This is a genomic window from Emticicia fluvialis (assembly GCF_024793945.1).
Taxonomy (GTDB): Bacteria; Bacteroidota; Bacteroidia; order Cytophagales; family Spirosomataceae; genus Emticicia; species Emticicia fluvialis.
The window spans coordinates 96,633-116,577 of sequence record NZ_JANUSD010000008.1 but is presented as its reverse complement, the minus strand read 5'-3'; the positions used below and the strand labels follow the sequence as shown (position 1 = coordinate 116,577).

General features: G+C 39.1%; 15 protein-coding genes and 1 pseudogene. 11 read left to right on the top strand and 5 right to left on the bottom strand.

All coding sequences use genetic code 11. The annotated features are described in order from the left end of the window. Positions 1–10: 10 nt before the first annotated feature. Positions 11–274 carry a hypothetical protein gene (locus NZ848_RS11025; RefSeq protein ID WP_259015531.1) on the bottom strand — a complete coding sequence of 88 codons (264 nt, stop codon included), beginning with the start codon at positions 272–274 and terminating at the stop codon, positions 11–13. 527 nt (positions 275–801) lie between these two features. On the opposite strand from NZ848_RS11025, the gene NZ848_RS11020 reads away from it, so the two are divergent. Then, on the top strand, positions 802–1,689 hold the full coding sequence (locus NZ848_RS11020) for a hypothetical protein (RefSeq protein WP_259015530.1): 888 nt from the start codon (positions 802–804) through the stop codon (positions 1,687–1,689). Positions 1,690–1,711: 22 nt separating this feature from the next. On the opposite strand, the gene NZ848_RS11015 is transcribed toward NZ848_RS11020, so the two are convergent. Both NZ848_RS11015 and dinB read right to left on the bottom strand, forming a co-directional pair. Further along, on the bottom strand, positions 1,712–4,708 hold the full coding sequence (locus NZ848_RS11015) for a DNA polymerase III subunit alpha (RefSeq protein WP_259015529.1): 2,997 nt from the start codon (positions 4,706–4,708) through the stop codon (positions 1,712–1,714). A 16-nt stretch (positions 4,709–4,724) separates the two neighbouring features. Continuing rightward, positions 4,725–5,927, bottom strand: a complete 1,203-nt coding sequence (gene dinB, locus NZ848_RS11010) for a DNA polymerase IV (RefSeq protein ID WP_259015528.1) — start codon at positions 5,925–5,927, stop codon at positions 4,725–4,727. An 80-nt stretch (positions 5,928–6,007) separates the two neighbouring features. Here dinB and NZ848_RS11005 point away from each other — a divergent pair, with 80 nt between their 5' ends. Continuing rightward, positions 6,008–6,829 (top strand): XRE family transcriptional regulator, encoded by an 822-nt coding sequence (locus NZ848_RS11005; RefSeq protein WP_259015527.1) that lies wholly within the window; start codon positions 6,008–6,010, stop codon positions 6,827–6,829. Positions 6,830–6,842: 13 nt separating this feature from the next. Here NZ848_RS11005 and NZ848_RS11000 read toward each other — a convergent pair whose 3' ends face one another. Continuing rightward, entirely contained in the window at positions 6,843–7,682 is an 840-nt protein-coding gene (locus tag NZ848_RS11000) for an SOS response-associated peptidase (protein ID WP_259015526.1), read from the bottom strand. Positions 7,683–8,042: 360 nt separating this feature from the next. Here NZ848_RS11000 and NZ848_RS10995 point away from each other — a divergent pair, with 360 nt between their 5' ends. The 5 genes and pseudogenes from NZ848_RS10995 to NZ848_RS10975 all read left to right on the top strand — a co-directional run. Beyond that, a complete protein-coding gene (locus tag NZ848_RS10995; RefSeq protein WP_259015525.1) occupies positions 8,043–10,505 on the top strand; it encodes an HsdM family class I SAM-dependent methyltransferase in 2,463 nt (820 codons plus the stop codon). Further along, complete coding sequence (locus tag NZ848_RS10990) at positions 10,496–11,755, top strand: restriction endonuclease subunit S (RefSeq protein ID WP_259015524.1); 1,260 nt, start codon at positions 10,496–10,498, stop codon at positions 11,753–11,755. Before NZ848_RS10995 ends, NZ848_RS10990 begins: the two co-directional genes overlap by 10 nt. Further along, positions 11,752–14,868, top strand: a complete 3,117-nt coding sequence (locus NZ848_RS10985) for a type I restriction endonuclease subunit R (RefSeq protein WP_259015523.1) — start codon at positions 11,752–11,754, stop codon at positions 14,866–14,868. Before NZ848_RS10990 ends, NZ848_RS10985 begins: the two co-directional genes overlap by 4 nt. A 2-nt stretch (positions 14,869–14,870) precedes the next feature. Then, entirely contained in the window at positions 14,871–15,599 is a 729-nt protein-coding gene (locus tag NZ848_RS10980; RefSeq protein WP_259015522.1) for a M48 family metallopeptidase, read from the top strand. A 373-nt stretch (positions 15,600–15,972) separates the two neighbouring features. Continuing rightward, positions 15,973–17,076: pseudogene (locus NZ848_RS10975) on the top strand (tyrosine-type recombinase/integrase); the annotation flags it as partial. A gap of 58 nt (positions 17,077–17,134) precedes the next feature. Here the strand turns inward: NZ848_RS10975 and NZ848_RS10970 are convergent. Continuing rightward, positions 17,135–17,314 (bottom strand): helix-turn-helix transcriptional regulator, encoded by a 180-nt coding sequence (locus NZ848_RS10970; RefSeq protein ID WP_259015621.1) that lies wholly within the window; start codon positions 17,312–17,314, stop codon positions 17,135–17,137. Positions 17,315–17,641: 327 nt separating this feature from the next. On the opposite strand from NZ848_RS10970, the gene NZ848_RS10965 reads away from it, so the two are divergent. The 4 genes from NZ848_RS10965 (at position 17,642) to NZ848_RS10950 (ending at position 19,938) form a co-directional block, all read left to right on the top strand. Continuing rightward, entirely contained in the window at positions 17,642–17,830 is a 189-nt protein-coding gene (locus NZ848_RS10965) for a helix-turn-helix domain-containing protein (RefSeq protein WP_259015521.1), read from the top strand. 38 nt (positions 17,831–17,868) lie between these two features. Beyond that, entirely contained in the window at positions 17,869–18,645 is a 777-nt protein-coding gene (locus tag NZ848_RS10960; RefSeq protein ID WP_259015520.1) for a hypothetical protein, read from the top strand. 15 nt (positions 18,646–18,660) lie between these two features. Next, a complete protein-coding gene (locus NZ848_RS10955) occupies positions 18,661–19,176 on the top strand; it encodes a JAB domain-containing protein (RefSeq protein ID WP_259015519.1) in 516 nt (171 codons plus the stop codon). Positions 19,177–19,461: 285 nt separating this feature from the next. Continuing rightward, positions 19,462–19,938, top strand: a complete 477-nt coding sequence (locus tag NZ848_RS10950) for a JAB domain-containing protein (RefSeq protein ID WP_259015518.1) — start codon at positions 19,462–19,464, stop codon at positions 19,936–19,938. The last annotated feature ends 7 nt before the right edge of the window (positions 19,939–19,945 follow it).

The window sequence follows — 19,945 nt, the reverse complement described above, 5'->3', positions numbered from 1 at the left end:
ATCTTTTAAATTAACCAATCATCATCACACTTTCATCATGTCCGTATTCAAAAACACTTCTGGGGTCTGGCTTGATTGCCATTTTTCGCATGGTGCTGACTTCAAGTGATGGAGAACCAAATTCCTCTACCACCTTTCCAACAATCTCATACACCGCACGACCTAAAAAAGGGTATTTTTCCAATGATGGCGGAAAATGTGTGGTGTCAAAAAAGTTTCCGGCCAGATCAACGAAGTATCCGAAACCCATCAATTTCTTATTCTTGGTGCGCACAGGTTTCCATATTACATAATAACGGTAAATAGTGATTGTTCATGCCAATTGCGATAACAGATCATTGGCAGATAAGTTGCTTTTCAGAGGTTCTTTCACCAGTTCAAAGGGTGATCTTTTCGTAAAACCTAAATATTCAAGTTCGTCGAAGAACTCCTCAATCTATTGGTTTTCATTTGCCCTGGCTGGTAATGTATAAGTTGACATTTCAAGTGTTTCAAAAAGTTCTACTTGATATGCTACAGGTTTTATAGTTTATTTAAGGCAACCCTATTAGCGTACTTTTCTTATTTGAAGTGTTTTGATGTCAAATAAGAATCACAGATGTTAATGGTTTTGTCCTCGTTCAAAATTGCTTTGGGTTGGCGTGTAGACAAGTCCAATAGATGCAATTAGTGCTAAAGCAATCATAAAGTTTCTCATTAGTTGATTTGGATTTGAAGATTTAGGTACCAGTAAATAAAAACAAATCGCATTTGCGGCTTTAATGAAATAACTTACTGGCAAAATTTTAAACCTAAATAGAAATGAAAAAATTTGCCCTAATACTTATTATGATTTTGAGCTTCTCTAGTGTTTACTCTCAAACATATGAATTCAAACTGGGCGCAAAACTAGACCAATGTGATATAAATGGTAATCCTCTAGCCAATCCAAAAAAGGAATCAGTTTTGCCAGGTTGGTTGTTTACAGTTGTTAATAAATTCACGGATGGCAGAAAAGTTATCTTTATAAATAAATTTGGCGATGATGTAACATTAAATAAAGTCTATTTTTATGAGCCTTCCTCTGCTGAAATCAATGCTACTCCAGTTGTGGTTGATGCCAATGCCAAAGGTATGGGTGCAGCTTCAATTGCAGTAGCAAAGGAGACAGCAATCAAAAATTTGATTGATGATGCCTCATATCCAAACGTATTTTTCGTGTTATCGTCCAAAGAGTTTGGAGATTTAGCAGAAGAAGTAGAAGGACGATTTGGATTTGGCACAATGGTTTTACCTCTAAAACTTAGATTTGCAGAAAAAGGCAGCAATGATAAAATATTGAGAGCATTCGATTTTTCATCTGAAATTAATATCGGTCTATCATTAGCGCTTAGGTTAACTGGTAGAAATGCAGCACTCAAAACCGATCTTGTTGCCTCAATAGGATTAAGCAGCATCCCTGTTGATAAGGAGTCAACAAATGGATTTGTTATAGAAAAAACAAATGCTTCTGCCATTACTCCTGCGTTAGGATTTATATTCACAAATAAAAGAACTGGTTTACAAATTTCTACAGTTTTGGGCTTTGACTATCTTTCTCGGGACTTAGGTAAAAACTGGGAATATCAAGGTTGGCCTTGGTTGGGAGTGGGTGTTGGTTTCTCAATTCTTAAATTTGGAGATAAAGGCTCTAATGCTAAAAATCCATAATTTTAATCTTTTAATTTTTGTGTTACTCCGCAAGCATAATTGTCTCCGTTTGCTCTAAGTTACCGACAGTCCTCGGGTCTGGCTTGACTGGCAGTTTACGCATGTGATGCACTTCAATGGAATAGAAGCCGAAATCCTCCACTACTTTTCCTTTGATCTCATAGACACCAGTACCGGTAAATTTTTGCTTTTCTAATACCTGTGGGAAGTGTGTGGTATCAAAGAACTTCCCATACACATCAATGAAATACCCAAAGGCCATCAATTTTTTATTCTTAGTTCGTATGGTTTTATTGGTCACATAGTAACCATAGATTCTGATATTCTGATTATACAGACTTTGAAAATCGTCTGCACCAAGATTACTTGAAATAGGCTCATCTGCCAATTCAAACGGGGAAAGCATTGAAAAGCCAATGAGTTCCATTTCGTCATAGGCATCTTCAATCCTTTTATAATCTTCTGAAAAAACGGGTAGTTTATATGTCGGGGTTTCAATCTTTTCAAACAGCGTTTCTTTATAAGTAATAGGTTTGAACCGGCCATGATACAATAAATGGGCTGTCCAGAGCAGTTCTATTTTGGAAGAGCCCAATCTTCGGAAGGCTCCTACCCGAATAAGAATTATCAATTGTTGCAGGTCAACATTGACCCTGTTCACAAAATCATCAAATGACCTGTACACCCCTCCCTGCTTTCGCTCCCGGCAGATTTCTGTTATCAGATTATATTCCAGGGACTTCACATGCATAAAGCCCATCCAGATAATTTTTCCCTGTATTGTAGTGATATATTCGCTTTCATTGATTTCCGGCACTTCTACCTCTGCACCCCATCGTTTGGCTTCATGAAAGTAATATTGCGCTCTGTAAAAGCCTCCCTGATTGTTGATAACTGCGGTCATAAATTCGAGTGGATAGTAGGTTTTCAGAAACAAGCTCTGATAACTCTCAACTGCATACGACGCACTATGCGCTTTTGAAAAACTGTATCCTGCGAAACTTTCCACCTGTCGCCATACTTCTTTGGCCAGTTCTTCAGGGTATCCCATTTCCTTACAGTTGGCGAACCACTTATCTACCAGTTTCTGAAATTCCACACGCGACCGATATTTGCCGGACATGGCCCTTCTTAGCACATCGGCTTCCGATAAGCTAAGGTTCGCAAATCCCGAGGCTACCTTTAATACATCCTCCTGATAAATCATTACCCCATAGGTTTCGCTCAATAATTCTGCCATCCGGGGATGCAGATAGCTGATGTTATGTGGGTTGTGGTGTCGTCTGATAAATTCTCCCATCATCCCACTACTGGCTACGCCTGGGCGGATAATTGAACTGGCAGCTACCAGCAGCAGATAATTATCTACATGCAGTTTATTCATCAATTGACGCATGGCAGGTGACTCAATATAAAAACAGCCCATCGTTTCATTTTTCTGAAGCTGTTTTTTGATGTTTTCATCCTTTTTGAATTTCTGAACCTGATGAATATCTATATTGATTTGATGGTTCTGCCGGACGATATCAACCGTCATTTTGATATGTCCCAAGCCTCTCTGACTTAAGATATCAAACTTGGGGAAGCCAATATCTTCTGCGACGTACATGTCCCACATACTGACAGGGAACCCTTTGGGCATAGGCAGCAAGGCGGTGTAATGGTATATTGGAAGTTCAGAAATAAGCACCCCACCCGCGTGGATAGAGAGGTTGTGCGGCAGGTCAATGAGTAAGGGGGCATACTTTAAAATATATCTGACATGCGGGTTAGTACTCACCTTTTCAGGATAATCAATCAAATCATCAATCTCACGCTTGGGTAGTCCGAATACTTTCGCCAGCTCCCTGACCGCGCTGTTCTTCTGATATGTATTGTAGGTAGCAATCAGGCAAACATGGTCTTTACCATATCTGGTGAAAATATATTCTATAACTTCATCGCGTTCATCCCAACTGAAATCCAAATCGAAGTCCGGTGGCGAAGTCCGTTCAGGATTGATGAAACGCTCAAAAAAAAGATTCAATTCGATGGGGTCAACATCTGTAATTTCGACACAGTACGCCACAATGCTATTAGCCCCTGAACCTCTGCCAACATGGAAATAGCCCTTGGAACGCGCAAAACGCAGAATATCCCAGGTGATAAGAAAATATGATGCAAAATTCAGGGTTTCAATGATGGCCAGTTCTTTTTCTATGCGTTCTTTTACTTCCTGGGTAATCCTTTCATAGCGGTTCTCTGCACCGTCATAGGCGAGTTTGCGAAGCATGGCCATATCTGCCGGCTTGCTGGTGGTAAAAACCTGCTTGCTTTTGTTGGTTTTATAATCGAATTGGAAATCACACCCATTCACTACCAAGGCCGTATTCCGAAGGAAGGCTTTACAGTTCTGAAACTTGTCTAGCAAATCAGGAATGGTAAAAAACGTTTCATGATTGTTTGCTTCAATGTTTTTGTCCAGTTTGCTAAGCAGGGTATTCTTACCGATTGCCCGTAGCAGTCGATGCACATTATGGGAGGTTTTATCATCGAAAGTTAAGGTGTGATAGGCAAGCACTTTGTGAATGACCGGATGGTCTTTATATCTGAAAAGCTGATTTATTTCCCAAAACCGGATGCCGATATATTCATTGTCACCCATCCGCAAATCACGACCGGCATTGAAGTGAGAGAGCGGATAAATGGTAAATACATTTTCTGATTCAGGTGCTTTGGTGGGAAAGGGCTTTTCTGTTTCGAGATAATCCGTGAGAAATTGGTTCATTTCATAGAAACCGGCTGCATTGGCAGCCAGCATGATGTATTTGAAATCATCCCCATTGCGAAACTCAATACCCACCAACGGTTTTATGCCTGCCTGTTGGCACTCATAGACAAAATCAAAGACACCGCTGCAAGCATTGATATCCGTTAAGGCCATGATCTTGCAACCTGATTCTTTTCCGCGTTGCACAAGTGATTTGATACTTAATGTCCCGTATGACAGGCTAAAGTAGGAATGGCAGTTTATATACATTTTATTGAGCAGTTTATTATTTCAGGTACTTGCGGGCTTTCCTTGTCAAAATCTTGGGCTTGTTGAGTTGCATACCCCAAACCCGTCCTAAAATTCTTTCTCCGTATTTGTGTCTGACTTTATCCATCGCCTGATGAAGAGAAGCAAATTTGGATGAATCATCGAATAGATTAATCTGAGAATACCCCTGAACCAATTTGGTAAGCCTTACCCCAACCAACCTGATTAACAGGCGACGGTCATAGAGACTATCAAATAAGGCCATGACCTTTTCTATAATTAATTGATCGTCAGAAGTATAGAATACATTCACCTGCTTGGTATGGGTATCAAAATTGGAATAGCGTATCTTGACGGCAATGGTTCCGGCACATTTTTGTTGTTTTCTTAAATCATAAGTGATGCCTTCCACCATATGAACCAAGAGGCTTTTGATTTTGGCGGTATCGGTGGTGTCCTCATTAAAGGTCAGTTCTTTTGAAATGGATTTCTGGTCATGAAAAGGAACAATGGGCGTATCATCTATTCCGTTCGCTCGTTCCCAGTAAATCTTTCCTAGTTTGCCAAAAACGCCCTCCAGTAAATTCAGGGGCATGGAAGCCAAGGCTCCTATCTGCTGAATGCCCATGTTTCGCAGGGTTTTGGTAGCTACTTCGCCGACCAGGGGCAATTTGCCCACCGGCAATGGGGAAAGAAATGTCTTTTCTCTTCCGTTAAGTACCTGTGTTCTTCCATTGGGCTTTACTTCATTGGTGGCAACTTTACTGACTGTTTTATTACTGCTTAAGGCAAAGGTGGTCGTCAGGCCTGTTTCACTTTTGACTTTGTCCTGAATCATGGAAGCCCATTTGTAGCAACCAAAGAATTTTTCCATGCCTGTGAAATCACAGTAAAATTCATCAATGCTGGCCTTTTCCAACACAGGCACCGACTCGCTGATAATCTCAGTGACCATTGAGGAATATTTAGAATAAGATTCATAATCTCCTTTCACAAATATGGCATCGGGACAGAGTCGCCTGGCCATTTGGGAGGACATGGCTGAATGAACACCAAATTTACGGGCTTCATAGCTGGCCGAAGCAATTACACCCCGTTCACCTGTCCCGCCAACAACGATTGGTTTTCCGATGAGTGATGAATTTTTTAATCGCTCTACTGAAACAAAAAAGCTATCAAGGTCATAGTGAACAATCGCTTTATCAGTCAAATGAGGCATATCCTGGAAAATTTATTTTGAGATTTCAAAATAAAAGTATTAACACTTTGTGTATGTTTGTATCCACAAACCGTGAACCAATGGAAAAGAATATCAAAACGCAATTACAGATAGCCCAAAACATCAAGCTTTTACGGCTGCATAAGGGTGTATCACAAGAGCAGTTAGCGGATACCCTCGGAATATCCCCTTCCCGACTATCTAATTATGAGACCGGAACCCGGGCTATTCCCATTGACCTGCTAAATATGATTTCAAGCCACTTTCACATTGCTCTTGATGCGATTACCAAATCTGATTTGAGTAAGATTGATATGAGAGGAATCATGCAGAGTAGTGAGAACAGATTACTCTTTCCTATTCTCATATCGGAAAATGAAAAATACCAGGGAATAGAGGTTGTTCCGGTTAAAGCGTCTGCGGGTTATCTGAAAGGATATGCTGACCCTGAGTTCATTGAAAAATTGCCCACGATTAATGTGCCGTTTATTGCAAAGGGTAGTGGTATGCACAGGGCATTTCCTATTACGGGAGATTCTATGCTTCCTATTCCTGATGATGCCATCATCATCGGAAGGCATGTGGAGAGCTTAAAGGCTATCAAAAATGGCCATTGTTATATTATTGTCTCCGAAGATGGGATTGTTTTCAAGCGTGTGTTTGATAAAATAGCTGAGAATGGTTTCCTTCATTTAGTGTCTGACAATAAATTATACAAACCTTACAAGATTGCTCCTGAAACCATCTATGAGCTGTGGGAATATAAAGGTTATTTTAGCGCAAAGGTTTATAAGGAAGATGAGTTTTCCTTTGAAAATCTGTTTTTTCAGATGCGTGGTTTGACCCACAACATCGACCAGTTTAAGGAACGGATGGAAGAGATAGTCGCTCGTAGCAACTGAAAATCCTTGTCGGTTAGTCGTTTAATGGCGGAATGGGGTATTCGACCTTTTCTACTATATTGGGTCGGTTGGGTTCCCTGCGATAATTGTTTATATCAGTTGAAACGGTATAAGCGTTTAGAACCCCTGTATAAGGTTGCATGATTTCCTTTAGGTTTTCTTTTGGTAAATTCAGGTTGAGCCAGTCGTTCCTGTTTTCTTCTGTTAGAATGAGGGGCATCCGTGGCCCCTGTCGGTCTGGATTATTATGTATCTGCGCCATGAGCGGACTGGCTTTGGTGGTGACAATTGAGAAAGTGGCACGGCGACCGTATACCGGGTCTAGCCATACATCCCAAACCCCGGCAAGGCTTAACAGGTCATGCTCTCTGAATATTCTATAGGGGACTTTGAGTGTGTCTTTTTTCTTGCCTGTTTCTGAATGGACATGTCTGGTCTCGAAGAAACTACTCACCGGTATAATGCACCTTCTTTTCATGATTACATCCCTATAGGATGGGGTAGTAAAAATGTCTTCGCTTCTGGCATTCAAGGTATGAATACTGTTAAACCCCGCTTGAGCCCAGGAAGGAATAAGCCCCCATTCAACCAGAAAAATACCCTGTTTTACAATGACAGGCAGTCTTGGATGCACCATACCAGTAACATGGTGGTAGGTCGGTAATTCAATCGCATCCAGTCTGGCTTGCCATTCTTCTATTAATTCAGTGGAAATCGGCTGGCCAGGATTGGGGTTCTCGATGTTCACATGAAAATCATCAATCTTTGCTTGCCAGTTTGGCGCAAGCACATCATTGTACCTGATGGCTAAATCGGATAGTTTTTTGACCAGGAAGGAGAGGTGGTAGCACATTCTATTACTTATTTAGACTGAACAAAATACTGATAGAATTTAGATATTTCGACAACATCTTTTCTGATTATTGCAAAACTCTCTAAAATTATAAGAAATATTGCGGATAGGATAAAAACCAATTTGGAGAACCCATGACTTAAAAATAATTATTTTTCCTAACGTAATTCCACATTGAAAGTTGATGTCCGATTTTTGGTAATTTCGCAAATGAATAAAAAAAACCGATTTACGCTTACTACAGAAAACGAACCGGCCAGCAAGGCATTTATCTGGTCTTTTTTCACAATTTAATACATTTAGCAGATAGTTAATAAATTTTATAAATACTCATAAATCAGAAATAAAGGATAGAGAAAAATGGCAATCAAGAAATCAGAGTTATACAGTTCTCTTTGGGCAAGTTGCGATGAGCTAAGAGGGGGAATGGACCCAAGTCAATATAAGGACTATATATTGGTTTTATTATTCGTAAAATATGTTTCAGACAAATATGCTGGTGATACAGATGCCATTATTGAAGTACCCAAAGGCGGTAGTTTTAAAGATATGCAAGCCCTAAAGGGCAACAAAGATATTGGCAACCAAATTAATATTATTATTGGAGAATTAGCCGGTGCAAATGATTTGAAGGGAGTGATTGATGTAGCTGACTTTGCCGATGACGACAAATTAGGCAAGGGTAAAGAAATGGTCGATAGGCTCACTAATCTTATCACTATTTTTGAGAACCCTGCCCTTGATTTTAGTAAAAATCGTGCCGATGGAGATGATATTTTAGGGGATGCTTTTGAGTATCTGATGAAAAAGTTTGCAACTGAAAGCGGGAAAAGTAAAGGGCAGTTTTATACGCCAAGCGAGGTAAGCCGCGTAATGGCAAAAGTGCTTAATATTCATCATGCTACTAATAAAACGACTTTCTACGACCCCACCTGTGGGTCGGGTTCGTTGCTTCTAAAAGCCGTAGATGAGGCTGATGGGAAAGGCACTATTTATGGGCAAGAAAAAGATGTAGCAACGGCTGCGCTTGCTCGCATGAATATGATTTTACATGGACAAGAAGCCATACAAATTCACAGAGGGCAAAGCACGCTTTCAGACCCGTTTTTTAAAGACAGTAACGGTTATCTGAAAACCTTTGACTTTGTGGTAGCCAATCCTCCTTTCTCGTCCAAAAACTGGGCAACTGGATTTAATCCACAAGACGATATCTATGGACGCTTTGAAAAGGATGAGATTGAAAGTAAAAAAACAGGTAAGACAGTCTATAGAACGCCCCCAGAAAAAAACGGAGATTATGCGTTCCTTTTACACATCCTCAAATCTCTAAAAAGTACTGGTAAAGGAGCTTGTATTCTACCGCATGGAGTATTGTTCAGGGGAAATGCAGAAGCAGAGATACGCCGAAGCCTTATTGAAAGAGGGTACATCAAGGGCATTATCGGCCTACCTGCCAATTTGTTTTATGGCACAGGTATTCCGGCCTGTATAATTGTATTAGACAAAGAAGGCGCAAGTGAACGCAAACATATCTTTATGATTGATGCCAGCAAAGGCTTTATAAAAGATGGTAATAAAAACCGCTTGCGTGAGCAGGATATTCACAAAATTGTGGATATTTTTAACAAACAAACTGATGTGCCAAAATATAGCCGTTTGGTGAGTGTAGAAGAAATCAGCGACCCTAAGAATGATTTTAACCTAAATATACCACGGTACATTGATAGCCAGGTGGCGGAAGATATTCAGGACATAGAAGCGCATCTATTAGGCGGCATTCCGAATGCTGATATTGAAGCATTGAACCAGTATTGGGAAGTGTACAAGACTTTAAAAACTGAATTGTTTGCTGCATGCAGCAGACCGAATTACAGCCAATTGAAAATAAGCAAAGAGCAAATCAAGCAAACTATTTTTAATCACCCCGAATTTGTAAGTTTTAGTGAAGAAATGGACGCATTATTTGCCGATTGGAAAATCCGAAATACAAAGCTCTTAAAAGGCCTAACAATTGGAACCAAACCTAAGCAAACAATTCAACGTATTTCAGAGGATATACTTACTACCTACACAGATAAAGCATTAATTGATAAATACGATGTTTATCAGCATTTGATGAACTTTTGGAATGAAGTAATGCAGGATGATTGTTATTTGATTGCAACAGATGGGTGGAAAGCTGAACCTTATCGGATTTTAGTCAAAAACAAAAACACAGACAAAACAACCGATAAAGGTTGGGATTGTGATCTTGTGCCAAAGTCCTTAGTAATTGACCGTTATTTTTTTAATGAGAAAAAAGCAATTGAAAAACTGGAAGCTGATAAGGAGACCATTGCCACGCAACTTGCTGAATTAGAAGAAGAACATAATACCGAAGAGGGATATTTTGCAGAATTTGACAAAGTAAACAAAGCTAACATTCAAAAGCGTTTGAAAGCCATTGATAACTCAAAATCCCAAGCCGAAAATGCCGAAGAATTGCAGGTTTTAAAAAAATACCTAAAACTGGTTGATGACCAGTCAGAACTGAACAAAAAACTCAAAGAAGACACAACTGCATTAGATATTAAGGTGATTGAACGCTACAAATCATTGACTGAAGTAGAAATAAAACAATTGGTAGTAGATGATAAGTGGATGGCAAATATAGAGCGAAGTATAAAAACAGAGATGGAACGTATAAGTCAACGCCTCACCCAAAGGATAAAAGAATTGGCAGAACGTTACGAAATGCCATTACCTCAACAAACCAAAGTTGTAGTAGAATTGGAAGAAAAAGTAATTGCTCACCTTCAAGAAATGGGATTTGTATGGAACTAAGCGCGGGTTATAAAAATACAGAAGTAGGGGTTTTTCCTGAGGATTGGGAAGTGAAAACTATTGGAGAAATTTCAACATCTGTCAGAGGAGGCTCTCCAAGACCGGCCGGAGACCCAAGATATTTCAATGGAAATTTTATTCCTTGGCTTACCGTAGCTGCCTTAACAAACATTCCAGTATCTCAAATTTACGTTAATAATACTGAAAGCAAACTTACTGAGGAGGGTTCACAATACAGCAGGATATTAGAAAAAGACACAATAATTATAGCAAATAGTGGGGCAACATTAGGTGTTGCAAAAATTTTAGGAGTTAAATGTTGTGCTAATGACGGAATTGCAGCACTTCAAAATTTCAATAGCAATGTCAGTAAAGAATATTTAGTACATTTCTTAAATACTAAAATTAAATATTTACGTGAAGTAGTGGCGACAGGTAATGGCCAACCAAACCTAAACACCAGATTAATTAGTCTAATAAAGGCTCCTTTTCCGCCCACCAAAGCCGAACAAACTGCCATAGCCTCCGCCCTATCAGAAGCTGATGCACTGATAAGTAGTTTAGAAAAACTCATTGCTAAAAAACGTAATATTAAGCAAGGAGTAATGCAAAAATTGCTGCATCCTAAAGAGGGTTGGGAAGTAAAGACTTATGGAGAGGTATTTACCTTTTTACCAACCGCAACCTATTCAAGAGCTGAATTAACTGAATCAGGAAATGTAAAATATATCCATTATGGAGACATTCACACTAAATGGGATTCATTCTTAAATGTTCAAAATTTCACCTTACCAACAATAAAAAATGAGCTGCTAAAAAATTATCCATTTATAAAAGAAGGTGATTTAATTATGGCTGATGCCTCAGAAGATTATAATGGAATTGGTAAAAGTATAGAAGTTAGAAATGTCGGAGCTATGAAAATTATTTCCGGCTTGCATACATTTTTATTGAGAGATAATACAAGTGTTTTTACAAATGGATTTCGAGGTTATATACATTCTTGTAAAAATGTAAAGGAACAATTTGATAGACTTGCAACTGGCTTAAAAGTATATGGCGTTTCAAAAAACAATCTTAAAACCGTCCAAATACCAGTACCGCCCCTTGAAGAACAAATCCGCATTGCCACCATCCTCTCTGATATGGATAATGAAATAACAGCTTTAGAAGCCAAATTAGAGAAATACAGAAAAGTTAAATTAGGAATGATGCAAAACCTTTTAACCGGAAAAATAAGATTGATATGAGCAAAGTCGGACAAATAGAACGTGCTACCCAAAACCGCATTGTTGCCTTGTTTCAGCAACAACTGAACTACCGCTATCTGGGCAATTTAGAAAAGGAGGAAGTCAATAGTAATGTTGATGAAACTTTACTGAAAGCACATTTAACCAAGCAAGGGTATAGTCCGGCACTTATTAGCAAAGCCCTGTTTGAATTTAAAAAGATAGTAACCATCAACACTAATGACGACCTGTACCAGGCCAATAAAAATGTTTACGTCGCTCTCCGCTATGGCATTAATGTAAAAGAAGAAACCGGACAAAACAAAGAAACCGTTTATCTGATTGACTGGAAGAATCCGCTCAACAATGATTTTGCCATTGCCGAAGAAGTAACTATCAAAGGGCAGTACAATAAACGCCCTGACATTGTCATTTACATCAATGGCATTGCCATTGGCGTTTTAGAATTGAAGCGTAGTACGGTTTCCGTTTCAGAAGGTATCCGGCAGAATAACGACAACCAAAAACATCTTTTTATAAAACCCTTTTACACAACGATTCAGATTGTCATGGCCGGCCAGAATGTAGAAGGTCTAAGATACGCTGCCATTGATACGCCTGAAAAATATTATCTTAAATGGAAGGAAATCAATGAAGACTTTAATCCGAATGACACTTATCTTTTGTCACTTACCCAACCTATCAGGGAAATAGCAGACAAAGCTGATAATCTATTAGATAAGAATATCATTGAAATGTTGGGCAAAGAACGTTTGCTCGAACTGATGCACGATTTTGTGGTATATGACAGAGGGCAAAAGAAGCTTTGCCGCCCCAATCAATACTTTGGTTTAAAAGCAGCCCAGGAAAGCATTCGCCAAAAAGAGGGAGGCATTATCTGGCATACACAGGGTAGCGGTAAGAGCTTAACAATGGTTTGGCTCACCAAATGGATAAGAGAATACAACCCCAATGCACGGGTGCTAATCATAACCGACCGTGACGAGTTGGATAAACAAATTGAAAAGGTTTTCAAAGGGGTTGATGAACAGATAGTAAGAACCAAAAGCGGTGCTGACCTCATTGAAAAATTAAATGCTACCGCACCCTGGCTTTTGTGTTCCCTCATCCATAAGTTCGGGAACAAGGAAGAAGGCCGCGCCTCTGATTACGATAACTATTTGGCTGAATTAAAAAACAGTTTACCTAAAGATTTCAAACCCAAAGGCGATTTCTATGTATTTGTAGATGAATGTCACCGAACCCAAAGCGGAGACTTAAACAAAGCCATGCGCCAACTACTGGGCGAAAATGCCCTATTTATTGGTTTTACGGGAACACCCCTAATGAAAGCCGATAAGCAAAAAAGCATCGAAATTTTTGGCAAGTACATTCACACTTACAAATTTGATGAAGCTGTAAAAGATGGTGTGGTGCTGGATTTACGCTATGAAGCAAGAGATATAGAGCAAAAGATTACCTCATTAGACAAAATTGATGCATGGTTTGAAAGCAAAACAAAAGGATTAACTGAATTTGCCAAAATTGAACTCAAGCAAAAATGGGGAACTCTGAAAAAGGTTTTCAGCTCCGTTGGTCGCCTTCAAAAAATTGTTGCGGATATTCTTTTAGACATGGAGACCAGGGAAAGGTTACAAAACGGACGAGGAAACGCCATTTTGGTTTCAGACAGCATATACAATGCCTGTCGTTATTATCAGTTATTTCAGGAGAGTGGTTTTACTAGGTGCGCCATTATTACCTCTTTTGCCCCTACGCATACCAATATTAAAGGCGAAGGTGAAAATTATACTGAAAAGATAATGCAGTATGAGATTTATCAAAGAATGCTCAACGGCAAAACACCGGAAGATTTTGAAGATGATGCAAAAAAGCGATTCATAGATGAACCTGCACAAATGAAACTCCTGATAGTAGTGGACAAACTATTGACAGGTTTTGATGCCCCAAGTGCTACCTATCTCTATATTGATAAAAGTATGAGAGACCACGGCTTATTCCAGGCTATTTGTCGGGTAAATCGCCTGGATGGGGAGGATAAAGAATACGGCTATATCGTTGACTACAAAGATTTATTCGGCAGTCTTGAAAATGCCTATAACGACTTTACTTCAAAAGCCTTTGAAGATTACGATAAGGAAGATGTGAAAGGCTTATTAAGCGACCGATTGACTAAAGGCAAAGAACGCCTTGATGATGCCCTAGAAATCATTAAAGCACTTTGTGAACCGGTAGCACCACCTAAAGAAACAAAAGATTACATTGCTTACTTCTGTGGTAATACCCAAATAAAAGAAGACCTGAAAGACACCGAACCTAAGCGGGTAGCTTTATACAAAGCTGTAATTTCTTTGATTCGGGCATATGCTAACATTGCGGATGAAATGTTAGAAGCAGGTTATAATACTGCTGAAATAGCCTCTATTAAAAAGGATTTACAGCATTTTGAGAGTGTTCGCGAGGAAATTCAGTTGGCTAGCGGCGACTGGGTCGATTTGAAACAATATGAACCGGCTATGCGACACCTGATTGACAGCTATATAGGTGCAGAAGAAAGCAAAAAAGTTTCCTCTTTTGATGATTTTAGTCTGGTAGAACTCCTGGTAAAAGATGGCGAAAGTGCCTTGGATAAATTACCTGATAACATCAGGAAGAACAAAGAAGCAATGGCAGAAACCATTGAAAATAACTTACGAAAGGTAATAATAGAAGAAACCCCGACCAACCCCATCTATTATGAGAAAATGAGTACTTTGTTAAACGAACTAATCCAGTTAAGAAATGAAGAAGCCACAGAATATGAAACCTATTTGAAAAGCATAGTTGATTTAGCTGTAAAAGTGAAAAAACCTGAAACAAGTCGGGAATATCCGATAAGTATAAATACACAAGCCAAAAGAGCGTTATATGATAATCTGGACAAGGACGAACTACTAACGCTTGGCTTGGATAGTGCCATTATTGAAGGCAAACATGATGATTGGGAAGGTACGCTATCAAAAGAAAAACATTTAAAGAATAGAGTTGTTAAGCCTGTATTGGAAGAGTTTGGGAAATCAGAAAAATTAGACCTAATTTTTGAAATCATTAAACAACAGCACGGATATAAGTGATAATGGAAGAAACAAAAGTTTTAAATATCACTCCTGAAATATCTATTGATATTATCCGTAAAAACATCAAGCACATGCACCTGGCAGTTTATCCACCAACCGGCAGGGTGCGTATTGCAGCACCTTTGCGTATAAACGATGAGGGCGTAAGACTTTTTGCCATTTCAAAATTAAGCTGGATTAAAAAGAACCAACGCAATTTTGAAGCACAAGACAGACAACCCCCACGACAATATAAAGAACGAGAGAGCCACTACTTTCTGGGTAAACGGTACTTGCTACGCATAACAGAGCAAAATGAAGCACCGAAGGTTTTATTAAAAACTAAGACTTATTTAGACCTGTATATAAGACCAAACAGCACCACCTCGCATCGACAGGAAACCATCAATGAGTGGTATCGGACAGAACTAAAGAAACTTGTTCCAGGTATTATTGATAAATGGCAAAACCGTATTGGGGTTACGGTAAACGATTGGCAGGTTAAACAAATGAAAACCAAATGGGGAACCTGCAATATTGAGCAAAAAAGAATCTGGATAAATCTGGAGTTAGCCAAAAAACCTGTTATCTGTTTAGAATATATCGTGGTTCATGAACTTATCCATTTATTGGAACGCCATCATAATGACCGCTTTTTAACATTGATGGATAGTTTCATGCCTCAATGGAGATTCTATAAGGAAGAACTAAATCGTTTTCCAGTCAGTCATGGGGACTGGACTTATTGAGAAAACCAATTTTAACAATTAGAATCTGGAACTGATTTTATCTTGTAAAATTCAAGCGATAATCATATAATTAAGTAGTGCTTCATTTAGTACTCAAGTGTTATAGGGTATTTTTTGGGGTATTTTCAAATCTTCTTGGAAAAAAGCACTTTCACAACAACCATTTATCCACTCAACTCCAATCCCTTCACCCGCTCCATGATTTTATCCAATCTCATCCAATACAGTCTAATAAGCCACTGCTTTTGCTGGCTTATTCTGTTCTTATACCAAAATAGATGCAAGATAAACTTGGTAAATCCAACTCATTTTGAGGGTAGATTTTGGGGTATTTTTTCATGTCCCAAAAGAAATACCCCAAAGGGAGGTTGTAATGCCCCTGTCTGATCTGGACTGCCGAATCGCTAAATCATCATTAAAGACGTATAAATTGTTTGATAGCGGTGGATTATTTCTTGAAGTAACACCTACAGGAACAAAAATCTGGCGTTTCAAATATAAGTTTTATGGAAAAGAAAAGCTGTTGACCATTGGAAGATATCCAAATGTCTCATTATTACAGGCACGCATTAACCATGAAGAAGCAAAGAATAACATTTTGAATGGCGTTGACCCTGCACAAAAAAAACAGGAAGACAAAAAACTTAAACAGCTTGAATATGCCCAAACTTTTGAATTGGTGGCACTAGAATGGCATAAACGCAATTACAGTACCTGGTCTGCTAATTATGCTAGAGATATACTTCGCCGATTGCAAAGAAATGTATTCCCCTTTATTGGGCAGAAACCTATAAGCATAGTTTCAATTCAGGATGTTTTACTGTGTCTGCAAAAAATGGAAGAACGGGAGGCACTTCACCTGGCCAAAAGAATTGTTCAAATCATCGGACAAATTTTAAGATATGCAGTAATAACCGGAAGAGCCTCACGGGATTTTACACCAGATTTGAAAGGTGCTGTGAAAAAATATAAGAAAAAGCACTTTGCATCTATTGAACCAGATAAATTGAATTTATTACTTGAAGCAATAGACCGTAACGAACCGCGCCTGTATAAACAGACAATTTTGGGAATGAAACTCTTACTGCTAACATTTGTACGGACAATCGAATTAATAGATGCTCGGTGGGATGAGTTTGATTTGAAAGCAGGCACATGGAATATCCCACCAGAGCGAATGAAAATGAGAAAGTCTCACCTTGTTCCTTTATCACGACAAACAATATCCGTATTAAATGAATTAGCTGATACGTTTGGGACAAAAGGATATATTCTGCCAAGTATTGTGCATGGCAATGACCGAATCAGTAATAACACCATTTTGCAGGGTCTTGCAAAACTCGGTTTCAAAAAAGTAATGACCGGGCACGGATTCCGTTCATTGGCCATGAGTATTTTGAAAGAGAAATTGGGTTACAGACATGAAGTGGTAGATAGACAATTGGCGCATCTACCAAAGGGTGAAGTTAATCAGGCCTACGACCGGGCTACATTTATTCCTGATAGAATTAAGATGATGCAGGATTGGGCTGATTTTATTGATTCTTTGACTGAAAGGAAGAAATCTCCTCCAAGCATTTCTGTATATCACTCATTTTCCATGCCGTCACACGTGGACAAATCTTATAAGGTTTCGGGAACCTTCCCGTTTTACATCCATTCCACCACGTTGCCCTTGAAACAGGGATAACTTTCAATACCTGGCTCAATCGCATAAATCCGTCCATCTTCTCTAACTGAGCTAAATTATTAAGCATGTTGCATTCCTGTGTTTTAAAAATGGAATGATTATTCTTTTAAGTGCTTCATGATGTGAATTGGCTATTTTGTGTGACATGTAATCAGGTTTAGTGAAATCAATAAATATGGAGCCTAATCCATCAGCATTTCATGCAAATGTGTGTAAATTATTTCATTTAGGTTTTCTGACGTTATATGTATCAACTGAATTTCAGTCCTGCAAAGAATCCAATTACAAATAGTCCAGATGACAGCAATCGAAATGATTCTGCAATGACACAAGCAATCAGAAGGACTGTAAAATGCCTGATAATGAAGGAAAACTATTATCTCGCAAAGAAGCTGCAAAGTTTCTGGGTATTTCCCCTAACACCCTAGCCGTCTGGGCAAGTACAGGACGGTACAATCTGAACTTTATTAGAGTTGGACGACTGGTTCGATACAGAACTTCCGACCTTCGTTTGTTCCTTGAACAACGGTTAGCTTACTAAGTTTCAACATTTCTTCTTTCAAATTTTTGGAGCGCAACATGAATATTCATGCAGCGAATGAACTGTCTATTACTGAAATTCAGGAAAAAATCCGGCTTTCGCCTAATCCTCTTGAAGATAAACCCCTTATTGAACTGGTCTGTGAATACCTGAAAACTCATAAACAAGACCATACGCCGTTCGATGCAAGACGTTGGATTTCTATTATGGGTTCCTCCCAAGAAAAAGAGGCCTCAACAGACAATCAGGTTCAACTTATCAAAAAGAATAGTTCAATCCGAAATCCGGCTTTATTGGTTTATCTGAATGACTTGAATTTTCCTATCAATATCGCCAGACAGTATTTGGTTGAATTGAAGATTTATTCAGCTAGGCACAAGAAGCATTTTTTTGCTCTTGGTTTTCCTAATGAAAATGAAGGCTTCTTTATTACCAATCCATTGATGGAAGGCTGGATTGGTGAACCATACTTATCCTTTATTAAAGGGAAGAATCCAAAAACTGATACACTACATATCTTTCATTCTTGTTTGGATTATCTTTCACTGCTTTCTCATTTAAAAGTGGAAAAGATGGAAACTGACGCTATCATTCTTAATTCCTTGGAAGACAGAACACAAATCTTGGGATATATCTACCAATCTGCCTACAAGAAAGTTTATTCCTGGCTTCCCAATAACCCGACTGGCCGACGCGCCATTCGGCACATTTCCTCTCTTTTGGGTTCGGAAAAAAGCCTCATTCACATCAAAATGAATGCCTTCTACCAACCATTCGATAATGTGAATGATTGGTATTCTCAGGCTAGCCACTAATTGAAGGAGCATGAAATGGACTCATTTCCGACGAGTGAATATAACATTTCCAAAATTGAAATTTCTTATCACAATAAAATTCCACATTCAGAAAGGATTATAGTAAACGACCCAAACATTGCCTATTCCATTTTCCGTCGTGCGTGGGATTTTAGCAAAATCGAATTGCTGGAACAATTCAAGATTTTGTTGTTGGACAGAGGCAATCATTGTCTGGGAGTGGCTGATGTTTCAACCGGGGGCGTTAGCTTGTCACATAGCGACCCTAGGATTATCTTCTCTATTGCGCTTCTAGGTCATGCAAGCGGTATCATCCTGGCTCATAATCATCCTAGCGGAACGCTTATGCCAAGCCCTAGTGACAAAGTAATGACTGAAAGATTACAAGAAGGTGGCAGATTGCTTGATATCCCGATATTAGATCATTTGATATTGACCAAAGAAGATTATTTTTCATTTGCGCAAAATGACCTGATGGTTCCTAAGGTAAATCCTGTAAAAGTCAAAGGGAGCCGAAGACGCTCCCCATGAACCAAAACAACTTTTGCTGTGACTAAAAATCAAATCTAATGTTGGTCTGTCTGATTTCCAAATCTTTCTGAAACAAATCATTTCAACAAGCATCTATTCATTACCTCATTATGGGTGGTGTTTGCATGCTGTCAGCATGCCTCAAATCGCGCCGATGACGCTCATCCCCCCTTTTTTACTGCGTAAAAAAGGTTCCCGGGGGGACTCGCGCAAGCGCTCGGGGAGCTATCGTCGCGCTTTGAGCCATTTTTGCTGCCATCATCCACCACCCACAAAGGAGAACTGATGATGAACAGACCGCTTTTTTCAGAACTGTTTCAGGTATCAGAAATTGAAATCAGTTACTACAACCCAACACCTTACCAAGATAGAATTAAAGTCTCCAAGCCTTCGGTTGCTTACGACATTTTCAGTTCCTCATGGGATTTAGATAAGATTGAATTGATTGAGCAATCCAAAATTTTACTGCTTAATCAAAGCAGCCACTGTCTAGGTATCGTAAGTCTGACTTCTGGTACTATCAATTCTTGCCCACTTGATGCAAGAACTGTCCTTATACCTGCATTGAAAGCCAATGCAACAGCCATCGTATTGGCACATAATCATCCCTCCGGAAGTCTGGAACCTAGTCAGAATGATTTGGAAGCAACCAAAAGAATTGTCGCTGGAGCAAAGCTTCTAGACATCATAATTATGGACCACATCATTCTGTCACGTTACGGGTACTTTTCCTTTGCAGAAAATAAAATTCTACCAAATTAATAATCTC